Here is a 26,838-nt window from a genome sequence, read left to right on the forward strand (position 1 = left end):
ACCGTAATTAAGATATACGCTCTTTACGAATACTAGCGACTTTAGGGCAATATACTGCATTAAGTATATCGACATTTTTTGTTGCTAATTGGAAGATGAGTTGGCCAAATGTTGCTACAGAGCAGTTAACATTTAGTGTGTTTCTAGACATAGTATATACGATAGACTCAGATGTAGATAGCATATTCATGATGTCGATGATTTTATCTTTAATAAATGCATCGCTTAAACCGTCTATGTGAATTTCAAAACGTTTAGATGCTCTAGGTAATTGTTCTGAATCAATGAGTGTGCTAACTTTCGAAGATTTAACTACTTGATAAATAGTATAATTATTAAAACTTAAAAAACTTAATAAGAAAGGTAATTGTTGTTTCGGTAGTGTAGTTTCTAAAGCATAAATATGTTTATACTTTGCAATTGTATAGTTTAAATCACTACAAAAGTTAATTTGACGACATAATTTTAAGAGTTGTTTACGGTTTTTTCGTTTATTTAAACCATCAATATTTAAAATAAACGTTTCTGTTTTATCAATAAACATCTGAGTCCTCCCATTCTATATAATAAATTTTAGCAGTACATTGACGTTGGTAATGTTAGGCTTGTTCTAATTCTATTAAATTGTACCACTCTTTTTTTGTAATAGCACTAGGTCTTTGGGATGAACCGTTAGTATTTTAAGAAATAAAAAATTAATTAAGTAATTCTTTAGAATTTTCTGAAAATATATTGAGGTCATTACGAAAGTGTGATACATTTTTCTGTATTACATAATTAAGGGAAGTGTTTAAAGATGTTAACAAAAGTAAGCAGATTTGCAACAAACACATTCTTGTTTTGGATGTTAGTCGCAGCTATTATTGGGTTTGTTTTTCCAACTGAATTGGCTCAGATAAGTAAATATGTACCCTATTTATTAGGTATTGTGATGATCGGAATGGGTTTAACGATTGATCCGAAAGATTTCAAAATAGTGTTTCAAGCACCACGTTCAGTTATTATTGGGGTTATTTTACAGTTTACAATTATGCCAGTTACGGCTTTCGTTATCGCTAAAGTTTTTCAATTGCCACCTGAAATTGCAATTGGGGTTATTTTAGTAGGATGTTGTCCGGGTGGTACGTCTAGTAACGTGATGAGTTACTTAGCAAACGCTAACGTAGCGCTTTCTGTCGCAATTACAAGTGTTTCTACGTTGCTTGCGCCAATCGTTACACCAGCGCTAATTTTCTTATTTGCGAACCAATGGTTAAAAGTTTCTTTTGGGAGTATGTTATGGTCAGTAGTCCAAGTGGTGCTAATTCCAATTATCATTGGTTTTATTTTACAAAAAGTGTTTAAAAACTTTGCCGCTAAATCTGCTACGGCGCTACCTATAGTATCTGTCATTGCTATTTCATTGATTCTAGCCTCTGTTGTAGGTGGTAGCAAATCTCAAATTTTACAAACAGGTTTGTTAATATTCGCGGTTGTTATTCTACATAATATTGTTGGTTACACTTTAGGTTATGTCTTAGCTAAATTATTAAAATTAGAAAGAGCCGATAAAAAAGCTGTTTCTATTGAAGTGGGTATGCAAAATTCAGGTTTAGCTGTTTCCTTGGCAACCGTGCATTTCAACCCTTTAGCAGCTGTTCCTGGAGCTGTGTTTAGCTTAGTGCACAATATTACAGGACCTATTCTTGCTAGATACTGGTCCAAAAGGTGACAACATAGAAACTGAGGGACGTCAGCGTATCTCAGTTTCTTTATGTCTTATAAAAATATTATGTGATAAACTGTGTAGTAATAAAATATAGTAGACACAGGTTATGGGGGATAAAAATTGTATAAAGCGGTAGTATTCGATTTTGACGGGACAATTATAGATACTGAACAACATTTATATGACATCATAAACAAACATTTAATCAAGCATAATCATGAACCTTTATCGTTAGATTTTTATACAGGCTCAATTGGTGGCGCTGCCAATGATTTACACGAATATTTAGAGGATAAACTAGGTAAAGAACAAAAAGAAGCAATCTATATTGAGCATCATAATACGAGCAAAGATTTACCAATATTTGTAGAGATAAAAAAATTAATGCAATATTTAAAACAACGCCATATTCCTATGGCAATAGCAACAAGTAGTTATAGATCTTCTATCGAGCCTGCATTTCAACAATTAGCGCTAGAAAATTATATTGATGTAGTCGTAGGTAGAGAAGACGTCAAAGAAGTAAAACCTAACCCAGAATTATATTTAACAGCTGTACAAGCTTTAAATTATAACCCAGTTAATTGTCTGGCATTAGAAGATTCTGTGAATGGTGCGACGGCAGCAATCACTGCAGGTCTTGATGTGATAGTTAATACAAATAAAATGACTGAAAATCAAGATTTTGCAAATGTGGCTTATTTAAATAAAGATATGAGTACTGCAAACATTATTGCTAACTATTTTGCAGTATAACGTAAAGAAGGGTGCTTAATATGACTGTAAATTTAATATTATTCTTTTTAGCAGGTCCTATTATTTTAGCTATTGGTAACCTTATACTTGGACCCATTTTTAATAAGAAGATACCTTTTAGCATTCAAGTAAGGTCATTTATAGTAAGTACAATCATTTATTTGATTTGCGCCGGACTACTTTATCATTTTTTCTTATCTAGTAAATTTTAAATTTAACAAGAGATTGTTTTAGGCACCACTTTAATTTAGTAATGTTTATTAAATTATACGTGCGCGTCTTATTTTTTAGTAGTTTAATGTAAAATCATATATGAATATGAGATATTTTAGTGAGACGCATGACTCTAAGAAAGAGACCAAAAACACAAAGTATTGAATAAAAAAGAAGCACTTCGATGAATTAAATGCAATTCATCTGAGTGCTATTTTTCTAATATATATGTCCCAAACGCTTTTAGAGATGTTAACTATTTTAGAAATTGAAAAATTAATGTTGCTATGACTAATACAAGCAAAAGGGCGTCAACACCTATCATCATTTTGAAACGCGTGCTTTTTTGACCGGCAAGTTTGCTTTTTTTTGCAGCGCGCATGTTTGGTATTAAACTCACTAATAATAAAATAATTATTACTATACCTAAGAAGATAGTCATTTAGGGCCACCTCCTTGTTTGAGTTTATCGATATAAACCCATATATAACCAGCGATAACACCTAAAACAAGACCTGCAATAATCGCTATTTTTAAAGCGGATAAAATACCACCAATAATTACACAAATAAGCATTGCAATCGGAATAGTCGTTCCAAATTTAAATTTAAGTTCAGGCGTGTGCATCATCGCAAATAAAGTGAAATATAGCACACCTAAAACGACTGCAGCTAAAATAGATTTACCTACTAAATCAGGAATATCTCTATCATGTTGACCGAAGTAATTTAGTATAAAAAACAAGATGCCAAAAATAATAGTAATAGTAATGGTACGACTGAATAAATTTTTGTTCATAGTGAACTCCTTTTTGTAAATATAGAGAAAATTATAGCATATTGCATTATTTTATTATAACGAGAAAACAATAGTGCCATAAAGGATTTGATTTTTTGACAACATAATAATTTTAACTAAAAAGAAAAATACCTTTTGCAATTTTAATGAAAGTATCATAGAATATATAAGGGGTTTTGAAAGCCCTTACATTTTGAAAACTGTGTTTTTTATGAAAAATTTATAGTATAATAACCAGATATAACATTTAAATGTTCGTTTATTTTCAAGAGAGAGATGGGGTTAGAATTAAATGAATGATGAAACAGAATTACATAGGGGGCTGAGTGCTCGTCAAATTAGAATGATTGCACTTGGCGGTACTATCGGTGTCGGATTATTTATGGGGGCAACGAGTACGATTAAATGGACTGGACCTTCAGTTATATTTGCTTATTTAATTGCAGGTTTATTTTTATTCTTAGTAATGAGAGCGATGGGTGAGATGGTTTATCTATATCCAACAACAGGCTCGTTTGCTAACTTTGCAAGTGATTACATACATCCAGTTGCTGGTTACTTAACAGCATGGAGTAATATATTCCAGTGGATTGTCGTCGGTATGAGTGAGGTTATAGCCGTCGGTGAGTATATGAATTTTTGGTTTCCGAATTTACCTCAATGGATCCCAGGTGTTATCGTTGTTTTATTATTATTAGGAGCTAATTTAGTTTCTGTAAAAGCATTTGGTGAATTTGAATTCTGGTTTGCTATGATCAAAGTAATAACAATTATTTTGATGATTGTCGCAGGTTTAGGTTTAATATTCTTTGGCTTCGGCAATGGTGGTCATGCAATTGGTTTATCTAATTTATGGTCAAACGGTGGCTTCATGCCCAATGGTTGGTTAGGCTTCTTCTTTGCATTATCAATTGTTATTGGATCATATCAAGGGGTTGAACTCATCGGTATATCTGCCGGTGAAACAAAAGATCCTCAAAAAAATATAAAAAGTGCAGTTAATGGTATTATTTGGCGTATTTTAATTTTCTACTTAGGTGCAATTTTCGTTATTGTTACTGTTTATCCTTGGGATGAACTTGGTAATATCGGTAGTCCATTTACAGCTACATTTGCTAAAGTAGGCATTACATTCGCTGCAGGATTAATCAACTTTGTAGTATTAACAGCTGCTATGTCTGGTTGTAACTCAGGTATTTTTAGTGCAAGTAGAATGACTTTCACTTTAGCTCAAAAAGGGCAAATGCCTAAAGTATTCTTAAAAGTAATGAAAAATGGTGTGCCAGCATATACAGTAATTGCGATTGCGATTGGTATTTTAATTGGTGCCTTATTAAACGTAATCCTACCTTTATTTATTAAAGGGGCAGATAGTGTCTTCGTATATGTATATAGTGCATCAATCTTACCTGGTATGGTGCCATGGTTTATGATATTAATTAGTCATTTAAGATTTAGAAAATTATATCCTGAAAAAGCAGAAGGACACCCATTCACAATGCCAGGTGGTAAATTTGCTAGCTATGTGACTATTTTATTCTTTTTATTAGTACTTATTGGTATGTTATTTAATAAAGAAACTGTAGTATCCGTAGTTATCGGTATTGTATTCTTAGCATTTATGACAATTTTCTATTTCGCAAAAGGTTATCATAAATTAAATAAAAAAGATCAAATTTAATATATTTGATTATAAGGACATGTTCAATTCAGTTTGAATAGGTCCTTAGTTTAATGTAAAAAACACTTCATAGTAGCCTAGACAAGGCTTCACTATGAAGTGTTTTATTAATGCTTAAATTTAATATTTGATAAATGTTTATGATAATTATCTAAAGCCATTTTGGATTGCGTAATAGAGTCTAACGCTTCACGATAATGTAGTGATATATAACGATAATATAATACATCAACAGTAAAAAGTTGTGCAAACAATGAAGTGGTAGCTGCCATACGTAATTCATTTTCATCCGTTGAACCATAAACAATTGTATGGTTCGACATATTAGCTATAGGGTTAGAATGTGTGCTCGTTATTGTAACGATAGGTATTTGATAGTCGTTTGCTACCTTAGCCATAGATTGCATTTCACTATGATGACCTTGATTCGTCACGAAAATAATACAATCATTTGCGTCATGTGTTGCTAGTGTAGTCATAAATAAATGTGTTTCTTCCATCAAACGAACATTCAAACCAATTCTAGATAACTTTTGAAATAAATCATTCACGATAACTGAAGAAGCACCATAACCAAAAAGAAAAATCGTACGTGACTGTTTTAATACATTACATACATCATCAATAGTATCATTGTCGATTTGTTGAGCTGTATATGTCATTGTGTCCGTGGCACGTGTTAACATCTTACTCTTTAACGTATCGACTGCTTCGTTATTAATAATTTCCATGTAATTATTTTTCGTCGTATCCGATGGTAAATAGCGGGATACGTAAATTTTTAATTCTTGAAAACCTTGATCCGTAATCTTTTTGCTGAAACGAACGATTGAAGCGGTACTCGTATTTATTTCTTTGGCTAAATCTTGCACTGACATTTTTATAATAAGGTGCGGACACTTTAATATAAAATCAGCAATTTTCTTTTCACTTTTTGTGAAATCTTGATATTTACTCTCTATTTGATGAAGTACATTTTTCATAGTTAATCACCTAAATGATCAGATTCTCGCATAGCTTTATTTGTACCAAAAAAATAAGTGAATACAAAGCCACCTATATATGCTGCGAGTAGTCCTGCAATGTAACCTAAATACATATGGTCAGATATTAATGGTAAAAGTGATATACCACTAGGTCCAATTGCAGTAGCGCCTATATGTCCGATACCGCCGACCACTGCACCTCCAATGCCACCACCGATACAAGCTGTAAAGAATGGTCTGCCTAAAGGTAAAGTGACACCGTAAATAAGTGGTTCGCCGATACCTAAGAAACCTATAGGTAACGCACCTTTAATTGTATCACGTAATGTTTTATTGTTACGACATCTAAACCATAACGCAATAGCCGCACCAACTTGGCCAGCACCTGCCATTGCTGCTATGGGTAATAAATAAGTTGCTCCTGTTTGGTTTATCATTTCGATATGAATAGGGGTAAATATATGATGCAATCCTAACATAACCAATGGTAAGAAAAAAGCGCCTATAATAAAGCCACTAAAGATACCACCGATACCAATCACCCAGTTTATAACTGAAACAAGTCCTGTTGATACAAATCCTGCTAAAGGCATTATGATAAATATAGTCATCAAACCAATGACTAACAGTGTTAAAGTCGGCGTAATAATGATGTCTATAGCGTTGGGTACAATTTTATGTAATCTTTTTTCAACTAAACTAAGTAACCAAACTGCAAAAATTACACCAATAATACCCCCTTGGCCTGCTTGTAAATGTTCACCAGTAAATATATTGGTAATTGCATTTTTATCAGTTAAACCAGTTAACAATGTAGTACCACCAATAACGCCGCCTAATCCAGGTGTTGCACCGAATTCTTTCGCTGCGTTAATACCTGTAAAGATGGCTAAATAAGCCAACATACCGTCTTTAATCACGTTAAAGACAGTTACAAGTTGTGTAACCCATTCTCCGGATATTTGACCACCCTGCATTAAGTTGCTTAATACTGCACCAATTCCTCCAATTAAACCGGCACCGATAAAAGCAGGAATTAAAGGAATAAAAATATTAGCAATTATTTTTAATAATTTATTAAATTTACCACGTTTTTGCTTACTTTGAAATTCTGATTTGTTTTGAGCAGCTTTAGACTCTGCCGCTTCTCTATATGTTTGTTGCTGGTGGGGGATAGTATCACCTAATTTTACGCCACTTTGTTCTGCCATATGGTTAGCAACTTTATTAACAGTTCCTGGACCAACAACTACTTGCACACGATCGTCGTTAACGACGCCGAGCACACCTTCAATTGACTTTAATGTATCATAGTCTACGACACTTTCATCGATAACTTTGATGCGTACTCTTGTCATACAATTAATTATATTATCTATATTATCCATACCACCGACTGCGGAAATAATTTGATCAGCTAAAATTTGTTCTTTTGACATATGACTAACCACCTTTATTGTTTATTTGATAGCTTCTTTAATAATGCCATTATTATTTTGTAACTTGTTTGTAGCTGCATCGGCATCTAAATTACACAAATACATGACGACAGCTACTTTTAAGTTTTGATGTGCCTTGTCATAGAGGTTTTTTGCTATTTGAGCATCGATATTACATATTTCTTGAATTATATTTATCGCTCTGTCATTTAATTTATTATTCGTTGGCTTCACGTCTACCATAAGATTACCGTAAACTTTACCTGCACCTACCATAGTAATGGTAGAAATCATATTTAAAATTAATTTTTGTGCGGTGCCTGACTTTAATCGTGTTGAACCTGTTAGTACTTCAGGTCCCACATTTACTTCGATAGGGAATTGTGCATAATGGCTAATTTCAGCGTTTGTGTTACATGCGATAGCTACAGTGTGAGCGTTAATAGACTGTGCATATTTTAAACCACCTTTAACATAAGGCGTTCTACCACTTGCAGCGATGCCAATAACTACATCCGATGAAGTTAAATTAATACTTTGTAAATCGTTTTGAGCACCGATTTCACTGTCTTCAGCGCCTTCAATAGCTTGAGTCATAGCTTCTTGACCACCTGCGATAAGTCCAACCACTTCTTCTGGTGTAGTATTGAAAGTAGGTACACATTCTGCCGCATCAAGTACACCCAAGCGTCCACTTGTACCAGCGCCAATATAAATAATTCTTCCGCCTTGATTAAATTGTTGTGTAGTTAAGTTAACGACTTCAGCAATTTGAGGTAATAACTGTTCAATACATAAAGCTACTTTTTGGTCTTCTCGATTCATAACTGTAAGTGCTTCTTGAATGGACATTTCGTCTAAGTTTTGTGTAGAGTCATTTCTTTTTTCTGTAGATAAATGATTCACTGTATTCATCTCCTTTTATTTATGTTGAATGAAAATGTATAGTTACCTTTTATGCAATGTATTAAAGCAATATCGTCTTCGTCAATATGACCCGCGACATTGACATGTTTGTGACTAGGTAAGTTAGACTTCATCATTTGTAATTCCCCCTCATATCTGCCATTCAAATGATTATCAATCGTAATGTCACCTCTATTTCTCTCGACGGTATTTAACGGTATGATACGCGAATTGCAATAAGACCTGGCTTCTTGTGACCGAATACTGGTCGCAGGATTATCAGGTCTCGCCGTATGTTGGTGTTGAAAAATTTGTTCATATTGCTCATCAAACAACGTCACATTTAAAGCAATATGTTGTTTATGTAAATAATCACTTAACAGAGATGCGTCATGATAATTTACTGCGCTGTCTCCAATGAGGACATTATTTATGCCAGTTGCTAATAAGTTATGAGCGTTTATAATTGGGTTGCCAAAACGTGCTTCTTCTAATGTTGGCAAACCTTTATGTAATGGTCCTCTTGTTGTACTTCCCGGTACAAAACCATAAATAACTGCTTGGTTGTTAAACGATAAAATTAATTTATTTTGATGTGCGACGTTGTTACTATCCAGTCCAGTATCTGGTCGAGGATAATAATTATGGCAATAAAGAATCTGATCAAAGTTTGTCACTGAGTGATATAAGTCATTTAACAAATGATAAGAGACAGTACTAGCATTTAAACAACATTTGAAACCATGTTTGATAATATCATTTACGACTGTCTTAGAAGTGTCGTTATCAATGCGTATTACAATATTGGCATTTGGAAATGATAAATCATTATATAATGATTCAGTGAGTAATAGAGGATTTATATCTATAATATAAGTTACGTTCGTATGTTGTAAGAATGTTAAAAGAGACGTTAAATATTTTGTTTTAGTAGCATCGTTTTCCTCTGGTATCTGCAGCGACGTGAAAATGGTGTCATAATTCAAATCAATCATAGTTTGAATATAATTTTCGTTTATATTTTGGCCTAAATAAACAGCAAAACCGTGCATTATCTTCACCCTCCATTCTTATGTAATCGATTACATTATACAATATATGAAATAGTATTACAATTTGACATTTAATATTAAATCTAATTGAAATATTATTTCAATATAAAGGTGATACTTTCGTGTAACAAAAGCAACCTTTTTTGAATGTCTTCAATGTATGCTTTAGTATTTCCATTGTCTAAAGGTTCAATTGGATTGTGATAACAGTCACTTAAAAAATTAAAAACTTATAATGCAGAAGAGAAGTATGTATGATTGGTCGTTTCTTTAAATCGTTATATAGGTTATGAACATTTTTATTTACGCTGTTTTGGTAAATAGTAAGTTTTTTATCATTGGTAATATAGCCAAATTTAAAAAGTTCAATATCATTTAATAGGTTGTTGATTTGTTGTTCTAATTTTATTAATTGTTGTAGTATCATTAAATATATACATTCCTTTCAAATAAGAGAGATTAGTGAGAAGCAATGTGAGTGATAAGTAGGATAGAGCGAGGTACAACGATGTGGAAAAGTGAGCAGTATAGAAAAGTTAAAATAAATAAGATTGATTTTTTAGTAATCCCAATACTTATCGTTGCGATGATTACTTTTATATTATTAGGTTGGGTTTATTCCAGTGCAGTGGTTGAGGATTTATCTGAAAGTGAACATGTCATGTTAGGCGCATTTGTACAACTACTTGCTTATACGGCAACCATAGTTTGTTATTGGGTTATAAAAAGAAAAAGTTTTGTGGCAAGGTTTAATGCAAATTATAAGTACATAGTAAAACATTGGAAATTTATTATGCTAGTATTTGTTATTACTTATCTACTTTCATACATATATAATTACGGCGTTCAGTATTTACCTGGAGACTTAGGTTTCGAGGAAACGCAAAATGAATTATCGTTACAAGTCATTTTTAGTAACTCAGCATTTTTACCAATAACTTTTATACTAATAGTAATTGTTGGTCCTTTTATTGAAGAATTATTTTTTAGGCACCTTTTAATCGGGGAGTTAGGAAAAAAATTCAATTTCAAAATAATGGGAATCATATCTGTCGTTGCATTTAGTTTAATGCATGTTACAAACGCAGCATCGCCGCTAGAATTTGGAAGTTATTGCATTATTGCGATTGGTATCGTCTATGCCTATTTAAAATCCGGAAGAAAATTAGGAGTTAGTTTAAGTTTACATATGTTGAATAACTTAATAGCATTTGTTATCACAATTTTAATGTAGTGATAAATAACAAAAATCCAACTGGAGTTTAGACTTCAGTTGGATTTAAAAATTCACGATAGTTTTTAATAGATATATCTTGCGTTTTTATTTTTTTCTCAAATGAGTAAGCTATATCTTGGATATTTGAGATAGGAATCTCACTCGTACTACCAAGTCCTATCTCGAAAACGACCGCTTTCCAAAGTCCATTTTCACAAATTAATCCAATGAAAATAACATTTTCTGTAAATAATTGTTCCCCATCAAAGTATTCCATAGACATTACATTACGTTCAGTACAATAAATTAATAAATCGGAAAATAGTGAAGGTAATGCTACATGTTCATGTTGCTCAAATTTGATATAACGATCTAATCGTTTAAGTGTCTTTCTCATTTTACTATACGGTAAGTTTAAACATTTTTTAATTATTGCTGATATTTCTTCTTTATAAGGTAACGTGGAAATTGATTGGCTTTCATTTAACACAAGAAATAGAGCAGATAATTGACTTTCAGTAAGTTCAATTGCGTAATTATGTTGAGATTCTTGTAATTGATAACCGCCCAACTTGCCATGTTTAGCTAAAATTTTAACACCTTGGTCTTCTAAATCTTGTATATCTCTTAATATAGTACGTTTGGAAACTTTGAGATTGTTAGCTAATTCAGCTGCAGTTATTTGTTTATTGTGATGAATCGCATTTACAATCATATTTTGTCTTTCGCGTTTGTTCAAAGAAAGTCACCTCCCAAATCATTACATATTACATTTATTATAGCATAAATACGATGATGACGATATTCAGGCAGGTTTTATTAAAAAAAATTAAGAAAACGCTTACATTTTTGTGCGACTTATGTTAATATATTAATCAGTAACAAAGGGGATAGCATTAAAGAAAAACAAAGGGGTAGCTATATACATATAGTTTTGTTGAATATTTAATTGCTTTAGTTACTATTCGAACATCTTCAATATTTATTACTTACTTTCCTTTCTAATGCCGACTAGTTAAACTAGTCGGTTTTTTTGTTACGTTTTAGAGAGGCAAAAGTATGATAGTTGAAGAAAAGGATATATGGTAGAATGAAGAAAATTAGGCAAAGGTAAAAAAGTGTTGAGAGGTGTAATGATGGAAAAAGAAGACTTACTACAAATAGATAAACATATAAGTGACTGGTTAAGCACATTAGATACTGTTATACCACAATTAATTAATGAAATGAAAACTACGACTAAAAAGAATAGATTTGATTTAGTTACGAACGTTGATAAAACAATCCAACAACATTTTGACCAATTTCTAAGCAAAAACTATCCGCAGCATCAACTTTTTGCAGAAGAAAAAAATAATGACGAGGTTAAGCCAAAGGAAGGTCATGTTTGGATAATGGATCCAATCGATGGAACAACTAATTTAGTTAAACAACAATATGATTATTGCATTATTTTAGGGTATTTTGTTGATGGTATACCAACACTTTCATACATATATGATTATCCAAATCAAACTTTACATAAGGCCATAAAAGACCAAGGCGCATATACGAATGAAGCTCGAATTAAAAAACCTGAACCTCAACCCCTAAAAGATTTAATTATTTCATTTAATTCACAAGTAATGAATAATGATACGATTAATGCCTTATACGATGCAGCATTTAGCTACCGGTTTATTGGGTCATGTGGTTTAGACTCAGTAAGAGTAATACATGGACAATTTGGTGCACATATTAATACAAACCCAAAACCATGGGATATTGCAGCACAGTTTTTATTTGCACAAGAATTAGGACTTAAAATGACGACATTAAGCAACGAAAAACTTGATTTTGCTACGAGTGGACCATTTATTATTAGTAACGAAGGTTGTCACGAGGAAATTTTGAATATATTAAATAGCGGAAATGGTTATGAAAAATTTTAACTAATTAATTCTATATAAATTAAAATATAGGTCTAAAGCACTATGCTTTTATATAACGTTTAATATATAATATTTGATAAGTAATTAAAAAAAGAATAAAAGAATAGGAGTGATGTGAGTGAATCGCTCAGATTACTATACAAAGAAAAAGATGAGTGCGCCGAAAAAAGCTATTTTATGGATAATTGGCATACTTGCAATACTAGCTGTTATTGCAGTAATTTATTTGGGGTTTAAAATACTGTCAGTAGGAAACGCAATACATAATCCTTTAGACAGAAATAAGTCATCATTAAGAAGTAGCGATGTAAGTTTAAAAAAGGGTGACCCGTTCACAATCGCATTTTTTGGCGTAGACTCAGACGCTAAACGTGCTGCTAATAACGGTGGTCAACGTAGTGATTCAATTATGGTCGTATCGATGAATCCTAAGAAAAAAACTTCCGAAATCGTAAGTGTTCCTCGTGATACACAAGCTAAAATAGTAGGTAAAGGGACAACTGAAAAAATCAACCACGCATATGCTTATGGTGGTCCTAACATGGCTGTTAAATCTTTAGAAAAATTATTAAATGTACCGATTGATCATTATGCTACAATTGATATGGATGGTATGAAAGAAATGATTGATACACTTGATGGTGTAACAGTTGTAAGTAATAGTACTTTCTCATATGATGGTCAAAGTTTTGAAAAAGGACAAAAAGTTCATCTAAATGGTAAGCAAGCTATGGCATTTATCAGAAGTAGAAAAGAAAGTGGTGCAGGTGGAGACTTCGGTAGACAACAAAGACAACAAATTGTTATGGAAGCCCTAGCAAACAAATTAACAAGTGTTAAATCTGTAACACACTTCAATACTTTAATGAATCACGTCGAAGATAATGTTAAAACTGACTTATCAATTGGTGACATTAACACAATTAGAGGCAAATACAAAAAGGCAAATGACACAGTAAATAGACATCAATTAGACGGTCAAGGTGGCATTCAAGATGATGGATTGTATTACTTTGTGCCAAGTGATGATTCATTAAAAAGTATTAAATCAGCTATAGATAGTAATCTAGGCATATAAGTTCACAACTCCACAATATAATGATTGAGATAGAGACCTTCTTTTAATAGTTGGTCTCTTTTTAATACATTAAGCTATATTACTCTTCATTATAGACTTTATTGATTTTTGTTTGAAATAGTTGTAATACGATTTAAATTTCATAAAAAAGAATGTGAAAAATATTGTGAAATACCTTAACATTTTAGTTTATTGGGTATACACTAAATATAATTCTATCTTTAATGAGTGTGGGGCTTATTAAAATAGAAAAATGTCACCTTTGTCAGTCGGGCATCAAATAATAAAAGGGGCTGTTGTAATGCAAACACATTTAATTATTACGCTAGATGGGAAAGACTATTTAGTTGAACCTGGTACAAACTTACTTGAATTTATTAAATCTCAAGATATTTTCGTACCGTCAATTTGTTATAATGAATCATTAGGTCCTATCCAAACGTGTGATACATGTACTGTAGAAATAGATGGTCAAATTGCTCGTGCATGTAGCACAACAATTAATAAACCTATGGTTGTAAACACACAAAATGATAGAGTCCAAACAAGTCAAAAAGAAGCGTTAGACAGAATTTTAGAGAAACATCAACTATACTGTACCGTTTGTGATTATAATAATGGAGATTGTGAAATTCATAATACGATGGATCAATGGGGTCTTGAACATCAAACATATGAATATAAAGAAAAGCCATATGAAAAAGATTATGGTCCATTTTATCGTTATGACCCAAATCAATGTATTTTGTGTGGTCGTTGTGTAGAAGTTTGTCAAGATGTTCAAGTCAATGAAACATTAACGATTGATTGGGAACGCCAACAACCGAGAGTAATTTGGGACAATGACACTACTATCAATGACTCATCTTGTGTTGGTTGTGGCCAATGTGCAACGGTTTGTCCGTGTAATGCAATGATGGAAGTGAATATGGAAGGTAATGCTGGTTATATGACAGATATGGAACCAGGTTCACTTGCTGCGATGATTGATTTAACTAAGAAAGCAGAACCAGGTTATGGTCCGTTGTTTGCAGTCTCAGATTCTGAAGCGGCAATGCGTAAAGAACGCATCCAAAAAACTAAAACAGTATGTACATATTGTGGTGTTGGATGTTCATTTGATGTATGGACAAAAGACCGTGAAGTTTTAAAGGTACAACCACAACCTGAATCTCCAGCAAATAAAATTTCATCGTGTGTTAAAGGTAAATTTGGTTGGGATTATGTTGATTCTGACGAACGTTTAACTAAACCTTTAGTACGTAAAGATGGTGAATTTTATGAAGTGGAATGGGATGAAGCTTTAAAAGTAGTATCTGATAACTTCAATAAAATAAAAAAAGAAAAAGGTTCAGATGGTTTAGCATTTATTTCATCTTCTAAAGCAACAAATGAAGAATCTTATTTAATGCAAAAACTTGCACGTCAAATTATAGGAACGAATAACGTTGATAACTGTTCACGTTATTGCCAAGCGCCAGCTACTAAAGGCTTATTTAGAACGGTAGGTCACGGTGGTGATTCAGGCTCTATTGATGATTTAGAAAAAGCAAGTATGGTTGTTTTGATTGGTACTAATACTGCCGAAGCGCATCCAGTTATCGCGTCTAGAATTAAGCGCGGTCACAAGTTATATAACAACAATTTAACTGTTTTTGATATTAGGAAACATGAAATGGCAGAGCGTGCCGATTATTTCTACCAACCTAAACCAGGTACTGATTTAGTATGGATTTCAGCAGTAACGAAATATATCATTGATCAAGGATTACAAGATCAAATATTTATCGATAAATGGGTAGATAATTTCAATGAATATTATGAATCTCTAGCACCATTTACAATGGAATTTGCTGAAGAAACAACGGGTATTCCTAAAGAAGATCTAATTGCCTTTGCACATCAAGTTGTTGATGCAGAAGCGGTCTCAATTTGTTGGGCTATGGGTGTTACACAACAAGATATCGGTAGCGATACCTCTACTGCTATCTCTAATTTATTGTTAACAACTGGTAACTATAGAAAACCGGGGTCAGGTGCATATCCTTTACGTGGTCACAATAACGTACAAGGTTGTAGTGATATGGGTAGTATGCCAGACCAATTCCCAGGCTATCAATTAGTAACAGATGATAAAGTTCGTGCCAAATTTGAACAGGCATACGGTACAGAATTACCAAGTAAAGCGGGTAGAGATAATCACCAAATGATGGAAGGCATCCACAATGACGAAATCGGCGCATTATATTTATATGGTGAAGATACAGGGATTGTTGACTCTAATATTAATTTCGTACAAGCAGCACTAGAAAAAGTTGAGTTCTTAGTCGTACAAGATGAGTTCTTTACTTTTACAGCTACTTATGCCGACGTAATATTACCAGCAAGTCCATCACTTGAAAAAGAAGGTACATTTACAAATACCGAACGTCGTATTCAACGTTTGTACCAAGCCTTCGATCCAAAAGGTGACTCTAAACCGGATTGGCAAATTATCCAGCTCGTAGCAAAATCATTAGGTTATGATTGGAATTACAACAATCCAAGTGAAATTATGGATGAGATAGCTAGATTAACGCCATTATATTCTGGTGTGAGTTATGACCGCTTAGAAGGATATAATAGTTTACAATGGCCAGTAGCTGAAGATGGTACAGACCAACCCATATTATATTTAGATGGTTTCAACTTTGAAAACAAAAAAGCTAAGTTCTTCCCATTGTCATTTGATAACTTCTTTAAAGAAAATGAAGTTTATGATTTACATGTTAACAATGGTCGTTTATTAGAGCATTTCCATGAAGGAAACATGACTTATAAAGTACCAGGCCTAGAATATAAAATGCCTAATACTTTTGTAGAAATTTCACCTGAGTTAGCTGAAGATCGTGGCATACATGAAGGTGCCGAAGTAAAACTAATTTCCGATACGGGTGAAGTTGAAATTGTCGTTCATGTAACAGACCGAGTTAAAGGTAAAGAAATTTACATTCCTTTAAATAATAATGCGATGTTACATGGCGATAATGGTGCTATTAACTTATTAACGAATAGCGACGTAGATAAAGATACCGATACACCGTCTTATAAACGTACAAGTTGTCGTATGGAAGTTAAAACACGCCGTGGGAAATCACCATTAAATCCAACAAACTTCCGTGTTGACAAACAACGCAAACCACAATATAGCGTTCAAGTACAAAAGAAATGGGAACGTGGCGACTATATTTTCCCAGGAAATCAGGTGGATAAATAATGGCTGAAAGAATTAGTAAAATTAATCGAATCGAAAAGTCAGAAGAACAAATTAAAGCAGAGAGCCTGAGCGAAGTTACAGATGCGATAGCTGAAAACAAAGATAGTATTTTAAAAGCAATTAACTTAGTTAAAGCATTAGATGATGCTAAGCTTTTAGATGCTATGTCTGGTGCTGTGAATGGTAGAGGTGTTATCGCTAACAAATTTGCTGTGGAATTAAACAAAGAACAATATACTGGATTAATATCTAACATGGCTTCACTCGTCTTTTTATTAGGTGATTTAAATGTTGATGATTTAACGACAATGTTAAACAAAGTTTCAAAAGGTTTACGTGTTGCCAATCAAGCTAATCCTAATCAAAAAACGTCAATTACAGGTTTAATGGGCGTATTACGAGACGACGAGATGAACAAGAGTCTTACGTACATGTTAAATATGCTACGAGGTATGTCTAGAGAATAATATTAATTTTAATAGCATACACCATTTGAACATTATCGCACGTGTTCAGATGGCTGTATGCTATTTTTGTTGTCTCATTGTCATATAGCTTTAGGTTAAATTATGGTACAATTTGAATTGTTGCGTCATCATAAGACGTGGAACTAGATAAAGGAGTGGACTGCTTATCAATCCAAATATCATTAAAATAATGGCTATATTTTCTAATATATTACTCGTTATAGGAATTATTTTATTAATTTTAATGAAGCTCATACCGGCAATAGCTATGTTTGTAGCGTCATTAGCGATTAGTTTAGTTATTTTTAATGCTTTATTTAGAGACAATAAAGGTATGAGAATTGCGGTAAATGTTTCATTTATCATTGTCATATTTGTTATTGTTATAGCATATAAAATATTAACCTAATTAATCTGTAGGGGGATTTTAATACGATGGACAAGCGCATTAAAAAGCGCATTCCAACAATAATGTTAATTGTTATATTAGTGGTTTTTGCCATTTTATTAATTATTAATGAAACGAATTTATTTCATAACGAAAGAAATTATACGTTTAAAGAAGCGGTAAACAAACAAGTTGGTAATGGCGCTATAAATACAAAGGCTACGCGTAGTGGTTTTGAGGATGCATCGAAAGCAGATGTTAGTCAGGCAATGAAAGTAGATGATAAAAACGATTATATTAACCATATGCAAATTACAGAAAAAGTAGCCTTGTCAAAAAAAGAAGTTAATCATATGTTGCGTGATAAGGGCGTATTTAAAAATAAGGGACAAGCATTTTTAGATGCTCAAGATAAATATGATGTAAATGTCATTTACTTAATTAGTCATGCACTTGTCGAAACTGGTAATGGTAAATCAGAATTAGCACAAGGTTTAAAAGATGACGGTGAACGATATTATAACTTTTTTGGTATAGGTGCTTTCGATGAGAATGCTTTACATCATGGTAGTAGTTACGCAAAGAAAGAAAAGTGGAACTCACCGGATAAGGCAATTATGGGTGGTGCAAAATTTGTCAGAGAAAATTATTTTGACAATAATCAATTATCTTTATATCAAATGAGATGGCATCCTGCAGATCCTGGTAAGCATCAATACGCGAGTGATATTAAGTGGGATGATAATATCGCTCAAGTAATGAAACATTATTATGAACAACTAGGAATTAAAAAAGATCATATTAATAAGCATCATTATTTGTAAGTAAATAAATAAGTATTGGCATCATAATATAATTTTCATAGTTTATTATATATTACATCAATTTTAGATTTGAGGTGCAAGGAAAATGAAAATAGCAATTATTGGTGCAGGTATAGGTGGCTTAACTGCCGCAGCTTTATTACAAGAACAGGGACATGAAGTAGAAATATATGAACGTAATGAGACGATTGAAGAATTAGGTGCTGGCATAGGTATAGGTGGTAATGTACTTGCTAAATTAGCAGGTCATGATTTAGCTAAGGGTATTAAAAATGCAGGTCAACTGATACATGCGATGGAAGTGTTAGATGATAAAGGCAAAACACTGTCGAAGGCAACTTTGAAAGCAAATACCATCAATTTAACGTTACGTCGTCAAACGTTGCTAGACGTAATTAAATCTTATGTTGAACCTTCTTCTATATTTACAAATCATAACGTAACGCGTGTTGAAAATAATAGTGATAAAGTAGATGTACACTTTGCGCATCATGAAAGTAAATCATTTGATTTATGTATTGGCGCTGACGGCTTACATTCACATGTTAGAGCGAGTGTTGAACCAGAAAGTAAACCTCTTTATCAAGGTTATACTGTCTTTCGAGGATTAGTACAAGATATTCATTTAAAAGAACCACATGTAGCTAAAGAGTATTGGACTAAAAAAGGGCGAGTAGGTATCGTACCACTGATTAATAATGAAGCATATTGGTTCATTTCTGTTAATGCTAACGAACAAGATGAGAAATTTAAATCTTTTGCAAAACCGCATTTGCAGGCTAGATATAATCATTTACCAAATGCAGTGAGAACGGTCTTAGATAAACAAGAAGAAACTGGTATCTTATTACATGATATTTATGATTTAAAACCGTTAAAAACTTTTGTTTATGAACGTACGTTGTTATTAGGAGATGCTGCACACGCCACGACGCCCAATCTAGGGCAAGGTGCTGGGCAAGCGATGGAAGATGCAATCGTGTTAGCAAATTGTCTTAAATCTTATGATTTTGATGTAGCATTATCACGATACGATGAATTACGTGTAGGACATACAAAAAAGGTTGTTAAAAAATCGAGATCAATAGGTAAAATAGCACAAAGTTCGAATGGATTAGTTATTAAGTTGAGAAATTTTATTACGAAGTTGATACCAAATAAATTAATCTCTAATCAAACTAAGTTTATTTATAAAACGAAAGACAAGTAAGAGTAGAAATACAAAAAACCAATTAACATGTTTGAAACTTAAATGTGTTGATTGGTTTTTTATGTATATTTTGGTTTGTAATAATTATTATTTTGAGCTGCGCTTTCCTACGGGAAAGGCTCGAGCCTGTAGTCTCGAGACTCTTTCTATTCCGTTAGGCGTCTTGCTCAAAATAAAAGGGTTCATGGTTATAAAGAGCGTGAACTTTATTGTGAAAAAATAAATTCTATAAATACTAATATATTAAAAAAATGTTAATCATCCATTTTTCTATTGTTTTGTGAAGTGGTGTGATGAATAGAATTATAATTATTTTGAGCTGCGCTTTCCTACGGGAAAGGCTCGAGCCTGTAGTCTCGAGACTCTTTCTATTCCGTCAGGCGTCTTGCTCAAAATAAAAGGGGTCTTGAGTAGGAAAAAGATAGGTCTGGGGTATTAGCTTGTACTATTTCATTAAAAGTCTCGCCAATAATAATAATAAACGAATTAGATTTTAAATTCATTGACTGGCACTCTTTAAGTAGCTATTCGGAAATATTAATATAATGTCTTTTAATGTAAAGTTAAGTGTATATAAATAAAAAATGACGATTACAATGGGATTCCCATAGTAATCGTCGTTTTGTTGTTAACGATTAAAAATATTTGATGTATTTTGTTAAGCTGTTTAGTTTACTTTAAATTGAGGTTCGTCACCGAATAGTTTACTAATCGTATCGTTGGCTACAATTTTAGACATCATATCGCGTGCTTCAAATGTAGCATTACCTATATGTGGCGTTATAACAACATTGTCTAATGTTGTTAGCTCATCATTTATTTCAGGTTCAAACTCAAATACATCTAGCGCAGCACCTTCTATTTCTTTTGTCTTTAAGGCATCCACAAGTGCTTGTTCATTCACAATTGGGCCCCTTGATGCATTTATTAAATAACTTGTAGGTTTCATCATTTCAAATTGTTGTTTATCAATTTGGTGATGTAACGAAGGGTTGTATGCTGCATTGATAGTTATAAAATCAGCATTTTTCAATAAAGTTTCTAAATCTACATACTTAGCACCAATTTCGCGTTCTTTTTCTGGCTTTTGATGCGGACCTGTGTACAAAACATCCATATCAAAGGCTTTGGCACGACGCGCAACGGCGCTACCAATTTCGCCTAAACCGATAATACCAATCGTTTTTTTCGATACTTCACGTCCTCTAAAGAATAAATGTGCCCAGCCATCAAATCCAGTAGTACGACATAATTTGTCGCCTTCAGGAATTCTTCTAGCAACTGATAAAATTAATGCAATTGTTAATTCAGCAGTTGCATCTGTTGAAGCTTTAGGTGTATTAGTAACATCGATATTGTTTTGTCTTGCGTAATCAATATCAACATTATTAAAGCCGGCACCATAATTTGCAATGATTTTTAAATTTTTTCCAGCGTCGATGATTTCTTTATCAACATTAGTAGAAAGTAAACTAACTAAAGCATCAGCATCTTTGACGCCATCTTTTAATGTTTGTTGATCTATTATACCAGTACCTTCATAAACAGAAACTTCAAAATGTTGTTCGAGCAAATCTAAACCTACTTGTGGTATTGCTCCAGCAATAAATACTTTTGACATTTGTGTTCACATCCTTTACCTATAGTATAATAAAGATGTTAAAGAGTCACAAACAGTAGTGTTTTAACTTATTAATTTTAATCCTATAACAGCTACTATGATTAAGCCTATAAAGAAAATACGTGCGATGCTTTTAGATTCATTGTAAAACAACATACCAACAATAGTGCCACCGCCAGTACCTATACCACTCCACACAGAGTAGGCGGTGCCCATAGGAATATGAAGCATAGCAACTTTTAATGTGCTAAAACTACAAATAAAGGCAATGGCAAGTGCGACAATCAATGACTTACTATTGTGCTTTGTCAGTTCATTTAAAATAACAACACCAACGATTTCCATGCAACCTGCTGCGACTAATATTAACCATGCCATTAAGCTTCACCTTCATTCGTAGTTAATTTAAGACCGATAATTCCAATGATTAATAATGCTATTAAGATAATTTTTAATAAATTAAATGGTTCATGGAAAAAGAATATGCCGACTAATACTGTACCGATGGTCCCCATGCCTACGAAAACGGCATATACTGTACCTACAGGCAATGTTTTACAAGCGGCTATAACTAAATAAAAACTTAAAACAATAAAAATCGCGACGATGAACCACGCAAACAATGAGTCGGCTTTATTCAAACCAGTCACCCAAATAACTTCTACCAAACCAGCTAAAAATACTTTAAGCCATTGCATAGTAGACCTCCTTAAATATGTAATAAACGCCACCATTTTCTCAGAAACTATGATGTCACGCAATGCGTATGATTTTTCGACAAAAAAATAACAAATGACCGCAGTCATTTGTTATCTATATATTTATAATAAGTTTAGTTTTATTTTACGTGAATATAATTATAAGAACCAGCTTCACTAGCTGAGATAGTACGGTTACTTACAGAGTATGGTCCGCCACTATAGTTCATTTCTGATACTTCTACAGAACCGTCGCTGTTTACATTTTCAACATATGCCACGTGGCCCATAGCGCCTTCGCTTGATTGTAAGACTGAACCAGCTGAAGGTGAGTGGTTTACTGTATAACCTGCTGCAGATGCTGCAGATGCCCAGTTATTTGCATTTCCCCAAGTAGAACCAATGCTACTGCCAACTTTATTATAAACATACCAAGTACATTGACCTGAAGTATATAAATTGCCACTAGCGCTTTGTGTACTAGCTGATTGCGTTGATTGTTGAGTATTTGCAGTTTCTGCTGCATGAGCTTCATGTCCATGATCTAAACCTACGATTGCTGCTCCGATTCCTGCTGTTAAAGTTGTAGCTGTTACTAATTTTTTCATAATAAAAATATCCTCCCAAAAATTTCTATCTTTATATTTCTAAGCGATTGACTGAAATGACTTTATTCTAATGTCGCATTTATACTGCTAGCGATTACGACAAGTAATACTTTATCAAAAGAAAACGTGTTTGTGTGGTTTGTTATTGTTTTGTAAACGAATTAAAAAAACCTCACATATCGTTGTAATAAACGCTACATGAAGTTACAAAATGATATCATCCCAATAATAGGAATTGAGCCGATAATAATAATACTTTTATGAAATTGTGGTATTACTTTATTACAAGGCTTTGTAAATTGTCATAATATTGTGTTTATCTTATTTGATAAATCTTATAGATAAAGGCGGTAAATAATGTTCACCATTGCTAGCTTTGACTATGGCTATGATTGTGAAAATTAAATTTAAGATAGCTACAATAGGTAATAAAACAAAACCGATTAAAATAAATATAAGTACCGTAGAAACGACTGTCCAGATAATATAAGAAATTAAGAAGTTAAAGTAGTCCTTTCCCCCACGGTCAATGAAAGGCGATGCTTCACGTCTAATTAACCAAATAATTAATGGGCCTATAAATGAAGTGAAGAAACTTAAGATATAAATTAACATGACCATTAAACGTTCATCGCTCGTCGTTTTTAAAGTTTGTTTCACGTCCTCGTACTCGTATTGATATGCGTCGTTATTAGTCATATGATTCCTCCTTTAAGAGGATTGTAACAAACTATTGAAAAAATTAATATATTGTGTAGCAAATACTTAGCTAATATGATAGTTTACAATGACGTGGTTTATATATTAAATTGAATTGCGGCAAGTTAAATCCTAGTAAAGAAAGAAGTGATAAGCATGAAAATAGCAATCGTAGGATCAGGTAATGGTGCGGTTACGGCTGCGCTAGATATGATAACAAAAGGTCATGAAGTAAAGTTATATTGTAGAAACCAATCTATTCATAAATTTGAAACGGCAATTAATAATGGCGGCTTTCATTTTAATAATGAAGGCGCAGAACAATTTGTAGCATTTACAAATATTAGTGATGATATGGAATATGTATTAAAAGATGCAGAAGTGATACAAATTATTATTCCATCTTCTTTTATAGAACATTATGCTAAAACAATGGCCGAATTTTTAACAAATGACCAACTTATTTTATTTAATATGGCAGCAGCAATGGGTGCAATTAGATTTATCAATGTACTCGAGGATATGCATATCGAAACGATGCCACAATTTGCTGAAGTCAACACATTAACGTATGGGACAAGAGTTGACTTTGACAAAGCAGAAGTCAATTTATCTTTAAACGTGAGAAAAGTTCATTTTTCTACTTATGATAAATCTTATTTAGCAGACAGTTTTAAATTAGTAGAGGCCCTTTATCCATATATTGTTAAAGAAGAAAGCTTGTGGAAAACTAACCTTGAAAATGGGAATCCTGAAGTACATCCAGGACCTACTTTACTAAATGTAGGACGTATAGATTATGCAGATGAGTTTGCATTATATAAAGAGGGTATAACATTGCACACAGTTAAATTGTTGCACGCAGTTGAATTAGAAAGATTAACTTTAGGTAGAAAGTTAGGTTTTGAATTAAATACTGCGAAAGGCGCCAGAATAGAGCGTGGTTATCTGTCTGAAGAGGATGAAGATATGCCACTGCATAGATTATTCAATTCCAGTGAAGTATTTTCACAAATAAAGGGACCGAACGAAGTTAAAAATCGTTATTTGACTGAAGATATTGCATTTGGTCTTGTATTATGGTCTAGCTTAGGCAGGGTGTTAGACGTTGCAACACCAAATATTGATGCCATAATCGTTATTGCATCTACGATATTAGAACGAGACTTCTTTGACGAAGGACTTACAGTCGAAGAATTAGGTCTAGAGAAATTAGGATTAGATTAAAATAATTGTTTAGTAAATAAGGTGTAAAGGGGAATTGCATGACGAGAAAACCTACATTTTTAGAATCTATTTCTACTATTTTAGTGATGGTTGTAATTGTAGTAACAGGTTTTATTATTTTTAATATACCTATTCAGGCATTACTCATCCTATCATCTGCATATGCAGCGTGGATTGCTAGGAGAGTCGGTTTAAATTGGACAGATCTTGAAGAGGGTATTACAAAAAGGCTATCCACAGCGATGCCGGCGTTGTTCATTATATTAGCCGTAGGTATTATTGTTGGTACTTGGATGTATTCAGGGACTGTACCTTCATTAATATATTATGGTTTAGAATTTTTGAATCCTCACTATTTCTTAGTGTCGGCATTTATCATTAGTGCAGTGACATCTGTTGCTACTGGGACTGCTTGGGGTTCTGCTTCTACTGCAGGGATTTCATTGATGGCTATAGGTACACAATTAAATATTGATAGTGGAATGGCCGCTGGGGCAATTATTGCCGGCGCAGTATTTGGAGACAAAATGTCGCCTTTATCAGATACGACTAATTTGGCGGCGCTTGTTACAAAAGTAAATATTTTCAAACATATTAAAGCGATGGTTTGGACTACAGTGCCAGCATCGATTATAGGTTTAGTCGTGTGGTTTTTTGCAGGCATGGGCTATAAAGGTAATACGAATACATCACAAATGAAAAGATTATTATCAGAGCTCGCACAAATTTATAATATCAATTTTTTCGTGTGGATTCCTATTATCGTTATAGTAGTTTGTTTATTATGCAAGATTTCAACTGTGCCAGCGATGTTAGCATCAAGTTTAAGTGCAATTTTAGTCGGCACTTTTAACAATCATTTTAATATAGTAGATGGTTTTAAAGCGAGTTTTGACGGCTTTAAAGATACGATGCTAGTAAATAGTAGTGGATTGTCAGAAAAGACGATTGCTCTTGTGCAACAAGGTGGCATGATGAGTATGACTGAAATCATCGTTACCATTTTTACGGGTTATGCTTTTGCTGGAATAGTAGAGAAAGCGGGTTGTTTAGATGTTATTCTGGAAAAAATAGCTAAAAATATTAACTCTGTTGGGCAATTAATTTTAGCTACAATTATCGGTGGTATTATTATGGTATTAGCTGCCGGGGTAGCATCTGTAGTTATTATTATGGTCGGCGTCTTAATGATGGACATGTACAATAAAATGGATTTAGATCGTTCTAATTTATCGCGAACGTTAGAAGATTCAGGAACGATGTTAATTCCATTAATCCCGTGGGGGACTTCAGGCATTTACTATACACAACAACTAGGTGTTACCGTAGATAAATTCTTTATATGGACAGTCCCTTGTTATTTATGTATCGTCTTTGCAATTATATATGGCTTTACAGGCATTGGTATTAAAAAGGTAAATAATCAAGCTAATGATAAACAACTACCGTCTTCAAATAGCTAATAGTTATAGTGTGGAATTATTTTTGAAAAAAGTAAAAGCAATTTTAATATTTAAGTTTTAGAAGATGTAGAAACGGATAGAATAATAATATGGATGAGGTGATTCCAATGTTATATGTAGTAATCATTGTAGCGATATTACTATGTTGTTTTGGAATACATCAATATTTCAATTTGAATATTCATAAGAAAAAATATCCTTCAATTATTTTTTCAATAATCGGTTTTGTATTGTATTCTTTTGTAGCGATTGTGCAATACAAAACTGATTGCGTTAATAACCATTTCTTCATTCATGAATTATTAGTGATTTCGCTATACGGTATACTACTATTTTGGCTTTATGCCATTTATAAGCGTCTATCAATTGTATACGTTTATACTGTAGCGATAATGATTTTGTCTCTATTTTTAGTATTGAATACCTACACACCAAATTTAACGGAAAATATAACAATGTTAATAGCAAGATTAATATTAACCATTTTGTTATTAATAATTGGCAGTATTTTTATAATAAAACGAGATAATAACCAGCAATCGGAAAATATACCGATTTATTATTTATTTTCGTTCATATATTGGTTAGTAATAGCTTATTTATTATAATGCTA

At 32.9% G+C, this 26,838-nt stretch carries 28 protein-coding genes; 15 read left to right on the forward strand and 13 right to left on the reverse strand.

What is annotated here, in order from left to right:
* Positions 1-7: 7 nt before the first annotated feature.
* Entirely contained in the window at positions 8-544 is a 537-nt protein-coding gene (locus RPL90_RS02165) for a hypothetical protein (RefSeq protein ID WP_313542189.1), read from the reverse strand.
* 252 nt (positions 545-796) lie between these two features.
* Here RPL90_RS02165 and RPL90_RS02170 point away from each other — a divergent pair, with 252 nt between their 5' ends.
* From RPL90_RS02170 to RPL90_RS02180, 3 genes are all read left to right on the forward strand, one after another.
* Complete coding sequence (locus tag RPL90_RS02170) at positions 797-1,711, forward strand: bile acid:sodium symporter family protein (RefSeq protein ID WP_313542192.1); 915 nt, start codon at positions 797-799, stop codon at positions 1,709-1,711.
* Positions 1,712-1,828: 117 nt separating this feature from the next.
* Positions 1,829-2,464 (forward strand): HAD-IA family hydrolase, encoded by a 636-nt coding sequence (locus RPL90_RS02175; protein WP_313542195.1) that lies wholly within the window; start codon positions 1,829-1,831, stop codon positions 2,462-2,464.
* Positions 2,465-2,484: 20 nt separating this feature from the next.
* The gene (locus tag RPL90_RS02180; protein ID WP_313542198.1) at positions 2,485-2,676 is read left to right on the forward strand and encodes a hypothetical protein; all 192 of its coding nucleotides are present in this window, start codon (positions 2,485-2,487) and stop codon (positions 2,674-2,676) included.
* Positions 2,677-2,933: 257 nt separating this feature from the next.
* Here the strand turns inward: RPL90_RS02180 and RPL90_RS02185 are convergent, their stop codons facing one another.
* Both RPL90_RS02185 and RPL90_RS02190 read right to left on the reverse strand, forming a co-directional pair.
* Entirely contained in the window at positions 2,934-3,119 is a 186-nt protein-coding gene (locus tag RPL90_RS02185) for a hypothetical protein (protein WP_313542201.1), read from the reverse strand.
* Positions 3,116-3,475 carry a hypothetical protein gene (locus RPL90_RS02190; RefSeq protein WP_313542204.1) on the reverse strand — a complete coding sequence of 120 codons (360 nt, stop codon included), beginning with the start codon at positions 3,473-3,475 and terminating at the stop codon, positions 3,116-3,118. Before RPL90_RS02190 ends, RPL90_RS02185 begins: the two co-directional genes overlap by 4 nt.
* Positions 3,476-3,767: 292 nt before the next feature.
* On the opposite strand from RPL90_RS02190, the gene RPL90_RS02195 reads away from it, so the two are divergent.
* Positions 3,768-5,156, forward strand: coding sequence for an amino acid permease (locus RPL90_RS02195; RefSeq protein ID WP_313542207.1), 1,389 nt, complete (start codon positions 3,768-3,770; stop codon positions 5,154-5,156).
* 107 nt (positions 5,157-5,263) lie between these two features.
* Here the strand turns inward: RPL90_RS02195 and RPL90_RS02200 are convergent, their stop codons facing one another.
* From RPL90_RS02200 to RPL90_RS02215, 4 genes are read right to left on the reverse strand one after another with little or no spacing between them, the layout of a single operon-like run.
* Positions 5,264-6,139: a MurR/RpiR family transcriptional regulator gene (locus RPL90_RS02200; protein ID WP_313542210.1), complete on the reverse strand. Its 876-nt coding sequence runs from the start codon at positions 6,137-6,139 to the stop codon at positions 5,264-5,266.
* A 2-nt stretch (positions 6,140-6,141) separates the two neighbouring features.
* Positions 6,142-7,581, reverse strand: coding sequence for a PTS transporter subunit EIIC (locus tag RPL90_RS02205; protein WP_313542213.1), 1,440 nt, complete (start codon positions 7,579-7,581; stop codon positions 6,142-6,144).
* 21 nt (positions 7,582-7,602) lie between these two features.
* Positions 7,603-8,487, reverse strand: coding sequence for an N-acetylmuramic acid 6-phosphate etherase (murQ, locus tag RPL90_RS02210; protein ID WP_313542216.1), 885 nt, complete (start codon positions 8,485-8,487; stop codon positions 7,603-7,605).
* Positions 8,488-8,492: 5 nt separating this feature from the next.
* Positions 8,493-9,539: a MupG family TIM beta-alpha barrel fold protein gene (locus RPL90_RS02215; RefSeq protein WP_313542219.1), complete on the reverse strand. Its 1,047-nt coding sequence runs from the start codon at positions 9,537-9,539 to the stop codon at positions 8,493-8,495.
* A 508-nt stretch (positions 9,540-10,047) separates the two neighbouring features.
* On the opposite strand from RPL90_RS02215, the gene RPL90_RS02220 reads away from it, so the two are divergent.
* Complete coding sequence (locus tag RPL90_RS02220; RefSeq protein WP_313542222.1) at positions 10,048-10,773, forward strand: CPBP family intramembrane glutamic endopeptidase; 726 nt, start codon at positions 10,048-10,050, stop codon at positions 10,771-10,773.
* Positions 10,774-10,801: 28 nt separating this feature from the next.
* On the opposite strand, the gene RPL90_RS02225 is transcribed toward RPL90_RS02220, so the two are convergent.
* Positions 10,802-11,494 carry a helix-turn-helix transcriptional regulator gene (locus RPL90_RS02225; protein ID WP_313542225.1) on the reverse strand — a complete coding sequence of 231 codons (693 nt, stop codon included), beginning with the start codon at positions 11,492-11,494 and terminating at the stop codon, positions 10,802-10,804.
* A 397-nt stretch (positions 11,495-11,891) separates the two neighbouring features.
* On the opposite strand from RPL90_RS02225, the gene RPL90_RS02230 reads away from it, so the two are divergent.
* From RPL90_RS02230 to RPL90_RS02260, 7 genes are all read left to right on the forward strand, one after another.
* Positions 11,892-12,686, forward strand: a complete 795-nt coding sequence (locus RPL90_RS02230) for an inositol monophosphatase family protein (protein ID WP_313542278.1) — start codon at positions 11,892-11,894, stop codon at positions 12,684-12,686.
* A gap of 151 nt (positions 12,687-12,837) precedes the next feature.
* Positions 12,838-13,764 (forward strand): LCP family glycopolymer transferase, encoded by a 927-nt coding sequence (locus RPL90_RS02235; RefSeq protein WP_398573846.1) that lies wholly within the window; start codon positions 12,838-12,840, stop codon positions 13,762-13,764.
* A gap of 301 nt (positions 13,765-14,065) precedes the next feature.
* Complete coding sequence (fdhF, locus tag RPL90_RS02240) at positions 14,066-17,020, forward strand: formate dehydrogenase subunit alpha (protein ID WP_313542231.1); 2,955 nt, start codon at positions 14,066-14,068, stop codon at positions 17,018-17,020.
* Positions 17,020-17,487, forward strand: a complete 468-nt coding sequence (locus tag RPL90_RS02245; protein WP_061853531.1) for a helical membrane plugin domain-containing protein — start codon at positions 17,020-17,022, stop codon at positions 17,485-17,487. Before fdhF ends, RPL90_RS02245 begins: the two co-directional genes overlap by 1 nt.
* A 190-nt stretch (positions 17,488-17,677) precedes the next feature.
* Positions 17,678-17,896 (forward strand): hypothetical protein, encoded by a 219-nt coding sequence (locus RPL90_RS02250; protein WP_313542241.1) that lies wholly within the window; start codon positions 17,678-17,680, stop codon positions 17,894-17,896.
* Between the two features lie 26 nt (positions 17,897-17,922).
* Positions 17,923-18,699: an N-acetylglucosaminidase gene (locus tag RPL90_RS02255; RefSeq protein ID WP_313542244.1), complete on the forward strand. Its 777-nt coding sequence runs from the start codon at positions 17,923-17,925 to the stop codon at positions 18,697-18,699.
* Positions 18,700-18,784: 85 nt separating this feature from the next.
* On the forward strand, positions 18,785-19,909 hold the full coding sequence (locus RPL90_RS02260) for an FAD-dependent monooxygenase (protein ID WP_313542247.1): 1,125 nt from the start codon (positions 18,785-18,787) through the stop codon (positions 19,907-19,909).
* Positions 19,910-20,576: 667 nt separating this feature from the next.
* On the opposite strand, the gene RPL90_RS02265 is transcribed toward RPL90_RS02260, so the two are convergent.
* The 5 genes from RPL90_RS02265 to RPL90_RS02285 form a co-directional block, all read right to left on the reverse strand.
* Entirely contained in the window at positions 20,577-21,530 is a 954-nt protein-coding gene (locus RPL90_RS02265) for a 2-hydroxyacid dehydrogenase family protein (RefSeq protein ID WP_313542250.1), read from the reverse strand.
* A gap of 63 nt (positions 21,531-21,593) precedes the next feature.
* The gene (locus RPL90_RS02270; protein WP_313542253.1) at positions 21,594-21,908 is read right to left on the reverse strand and encodes a DMT family transporter; all 315 of its coding nucleotides are present in this window, start codon (positions 21,906-21,908) and stop codon (positions 21,594-21,596) included.
* Positions 21,908-22,228, reverse strand: a complete 321-nt coding sequence (locus tag RPL90_RS02275; protein ID WP_313542255.1) for a DMT family transporter — start codon at positions 22,226-22,228, stop codon at positions 21,908-21,910. The genes RPL90_RS02270 and RPL90_RS02275 overlap by 1 nt, the downstream gene beginning before the upstream one ends.
* 140 nt (positions 22,229-22,368) lie before the next feature.
* Positions 22,369-22,836 carry a CHAP domain-containing protein gene (locus tag RPL90_RS02280; protein ID WP_313542258.1) on the reverse strand — a complete coding sequence of 156 codons (468 nt, stop codon included), beginning with the start codon at positions 22,834-22,836 and terminating at the stop codon, positions 22,369-22,371.
* A gap of 321 nt (positions 22,837-23,157) precedes the next feature.
* Positions 23,158-23,535 carry a DUF4870 domain-containing protein gene (locus RPL90_RS02285; RefSeq protein ID WP_313542261.1) on the reverse strand — a complete coding sequence of 126 codons (378 nt, stop codon included), beginning with the start codon at positions 23,533-23,535 and terminating at the stop codon, positions 23,158-23,160.
* Between the two features lie 156 nt (positions 23,536-23,691).
* Between RPL90_RS02285 and RPL90_RS02290 the strand changes: the two genes are divergently transcribed.
* The 3 genes from RPL90_RS02290 to RPL90_RS02300 all read left to right on the forward strand — a co-directional run bounded on the left by RPL90_RS02290 (position 23,692) and on the right by RPL90_RS02300 (position 26,833).
* Positions 23,692-24,762, forward strand: coding sequence for an NAD/NADP-dependent octopine/nopaline dehydrogenase family protein (locus tag RPL90_RS02290; protein ID WP_313542264.1), 1,071 nt, complete (start codon positions 23,692-23,694; stop codon positions 24,760-24,762).
* Positions 24,763-24,800: 38 nt separating this feature from the next.
* On the forward strand, positions 24,801-26,225 hold the full coding sequence (nhaC, locus tag RPL90_RS02295) for a Na+/H+ antiporter NhaC (RefSeq protein WP_313542267.1): 1,425 nt from the start codon (positions 24,801-24,803) through the stop codon (positions 26,223-26,225).
* A 107-nt stretch (positions 26,226-26,332) separates the two neighbouring features.
* Positions 26,333-26,833, forward strand: a complete 501-nt coding sequence (locus tag RPL90_RS02300) for a hypothetical protein (protein WP_313542270.1) — start codon at positions 26,333-26,335, stop codon at positions 26,831-26,833.
* Positions 26,834-26,838: the final 5 nt, after the last annotated feature.

It is taken from the genome of Staphylococcus kloosii, from assembly GCF_032139365.1.
In the GTDB taxonomy this organism is placed as follows: domain Bacteria; phylum Bacillota; class Bacilli; order Staphylococcales; family Staphylococcaceae; genus Staphylococcus; species Staphylococcus kloosii_A.

Coding starts and splice junctions, on each gene's coding strand:
- RPL90_RS02195 (WP_313542207.1), top strand. CDS start 3,768: ATGAATGATGAAACAGAATTACATAGGGGGCTGAGTGCTCGTCAAATT.
- RPL90_RS02165 (WP_313542189.1), bottom strand. CDS start 544: ATGTTTATTGATAAAACAGAAACGTTTATTTTAAATATTGATGGTTTA.
- RPL90_RS02220 (WP_313542222.1), top strand. CDS start 10,048: ATGTGGAAAAGTGAGCAGTATAGAAAAGTTAAAATAAATAAGATTGAT.
- RPL90_RS02215 (WP_313542219.1), bottom strand. CDS start 9,539: ATGCACGGTTTTGCTGTTTATTTAGGCCAAAATATAAACGAAAATTAT.
- RPL90_RS02245 (WP_061853531.1), top strand. CDS start 17,020: ATGGCTGAAAGAATTAGTAAAATTAATCGAATCGAAAAGTCAGAAGAA.
- RPL90_RS02180 (WP_313542198.1), top strand. CDS start 2,485: ATGACTGTAAATTTAATATTATTCTTTTTAGCAGGTCCTATTATTTTA.
- RPL90_RS02235 (WP_398573846.1), top strand. CDS start 12,838: ATGAGTGCGCCGAAAAAAGCTATTTTATGGATAATTGGCATACTTGCA.
- RPL90_RS02285 (WP_313542261.1), bottom strand. CDS start 23,535: ATGACTAATAACGACGCATATCAATACGAGTACGAGGACGTGAAACAA.
- RPL90_RS02265 (WP_313542250.1), bottom strand. CDS start 21,530: ATGTCAAAAGTATTTATTGCTGGAGCAATACCACAAGTAGGTTTAGAT.
- RPL90_RS02250 (WP_313542241.1), top strand. CDS start 17,678: ATGGCTATATTTTCTAATATATTACTCGTTATAGGAATTATTTTATTA.
- RPL90_RS02300 (WP_313542270.1), top strand. CDS start 26,333: ATGTTATATGTAGTAATCATTGTAGCGATATTACTATGTTGTTTTGGA.
- RPL90_RS02205 (WP_313542213.1), bottom strand. CDS start 7,581: ATGTCAAAAGAACAAATTTTAGCTGATCAAATTATTTCCGCAGTCGGT.
- fdhF (WP_313542231.1), top strand. CDS start 14,066: ATGCAAACACATTTAATTATTACGCTAGATGGGAAAGACTATTTAGTT.
- RPL90_RS02255 (WP_313542244.1), top strand. CDS start 17,923: ATGGACAAGCGCATTAAAAAGCGCATTCCAACAATAATGTTAATTGTT.
- RPL90_RS02270 (WP_313542253.1), bottom strand. CDS start 21,908: ATGGCATGGTTAATATTAGTCGCAGCAGGTTGCATGGAAATCGTTGGT.
- RPL90_RS02200 (WP_313542210.1), bottom strand. CDS start 6,139: ATGAAAAATGTACTTCATCAAATAGAGAGTAAATATCAAGATTTCACA.
- RPL90_RS02230 (WP_313542278.1), top strand. CDS start 11,892: ATGGAAAAAGAAGACTTACTACAAATAGATAAACATATAAGTGACTGG.
- RPL90_RS02185 (WP_313542201.1), bottom strand. CDS start 3,119: ATGACTATCTTCTTAGGTATAGTAATAATTATTTTATTATTAGTGAGT.
- RPL90_RS02290 (WP_313542264.1), top strand. CDS start 23,692: ATGAAAATAGCAATCGTAGGATCAGGTAATGGTGCGGTTACGGCTGCG.
- RPL90_RS02190 (WP_313542204.1), bottom strand. CDS start 3,475: ATGAACAAAAATTTATTCAGTCGTACCATTACTATTACTATTATTTTT.
- nhaC (WP_313542267.1), top strand. CDS start 24,801: ATGACGAGAAAACCTACATTTTTAGAATCTATTTCTACTATTTTAGTG.
- RPL90_RS02280 (WP_313542258.1), bottom strand. CDS start 22,836: ATGAAAAAATTAGTAACAGCTACAACTTTAACAGCAGGAATCGGAGCA.
- RPL90_RS02170 (WP_313542192.1), top strand. CDS start 797: ATGTTAACAAAAGTAAGCAGATTTGCAACAAACACATTCTTGTTTTGG.
- RPL90_RS02275 (WP_313542255.1), bottom strand. CDS start 22,228: ATGCAATGGCTTAAAGTATTTTTAGCTGGTTTGGTAGAAGTTATTTGG.
- RPL90_RS02260 (WP_313542247.1), top strand. CDS start 18,785: ATGAAAATAGCAATTATTGGTGCAGGTATAGGTGGCTTAACTGCCGCA.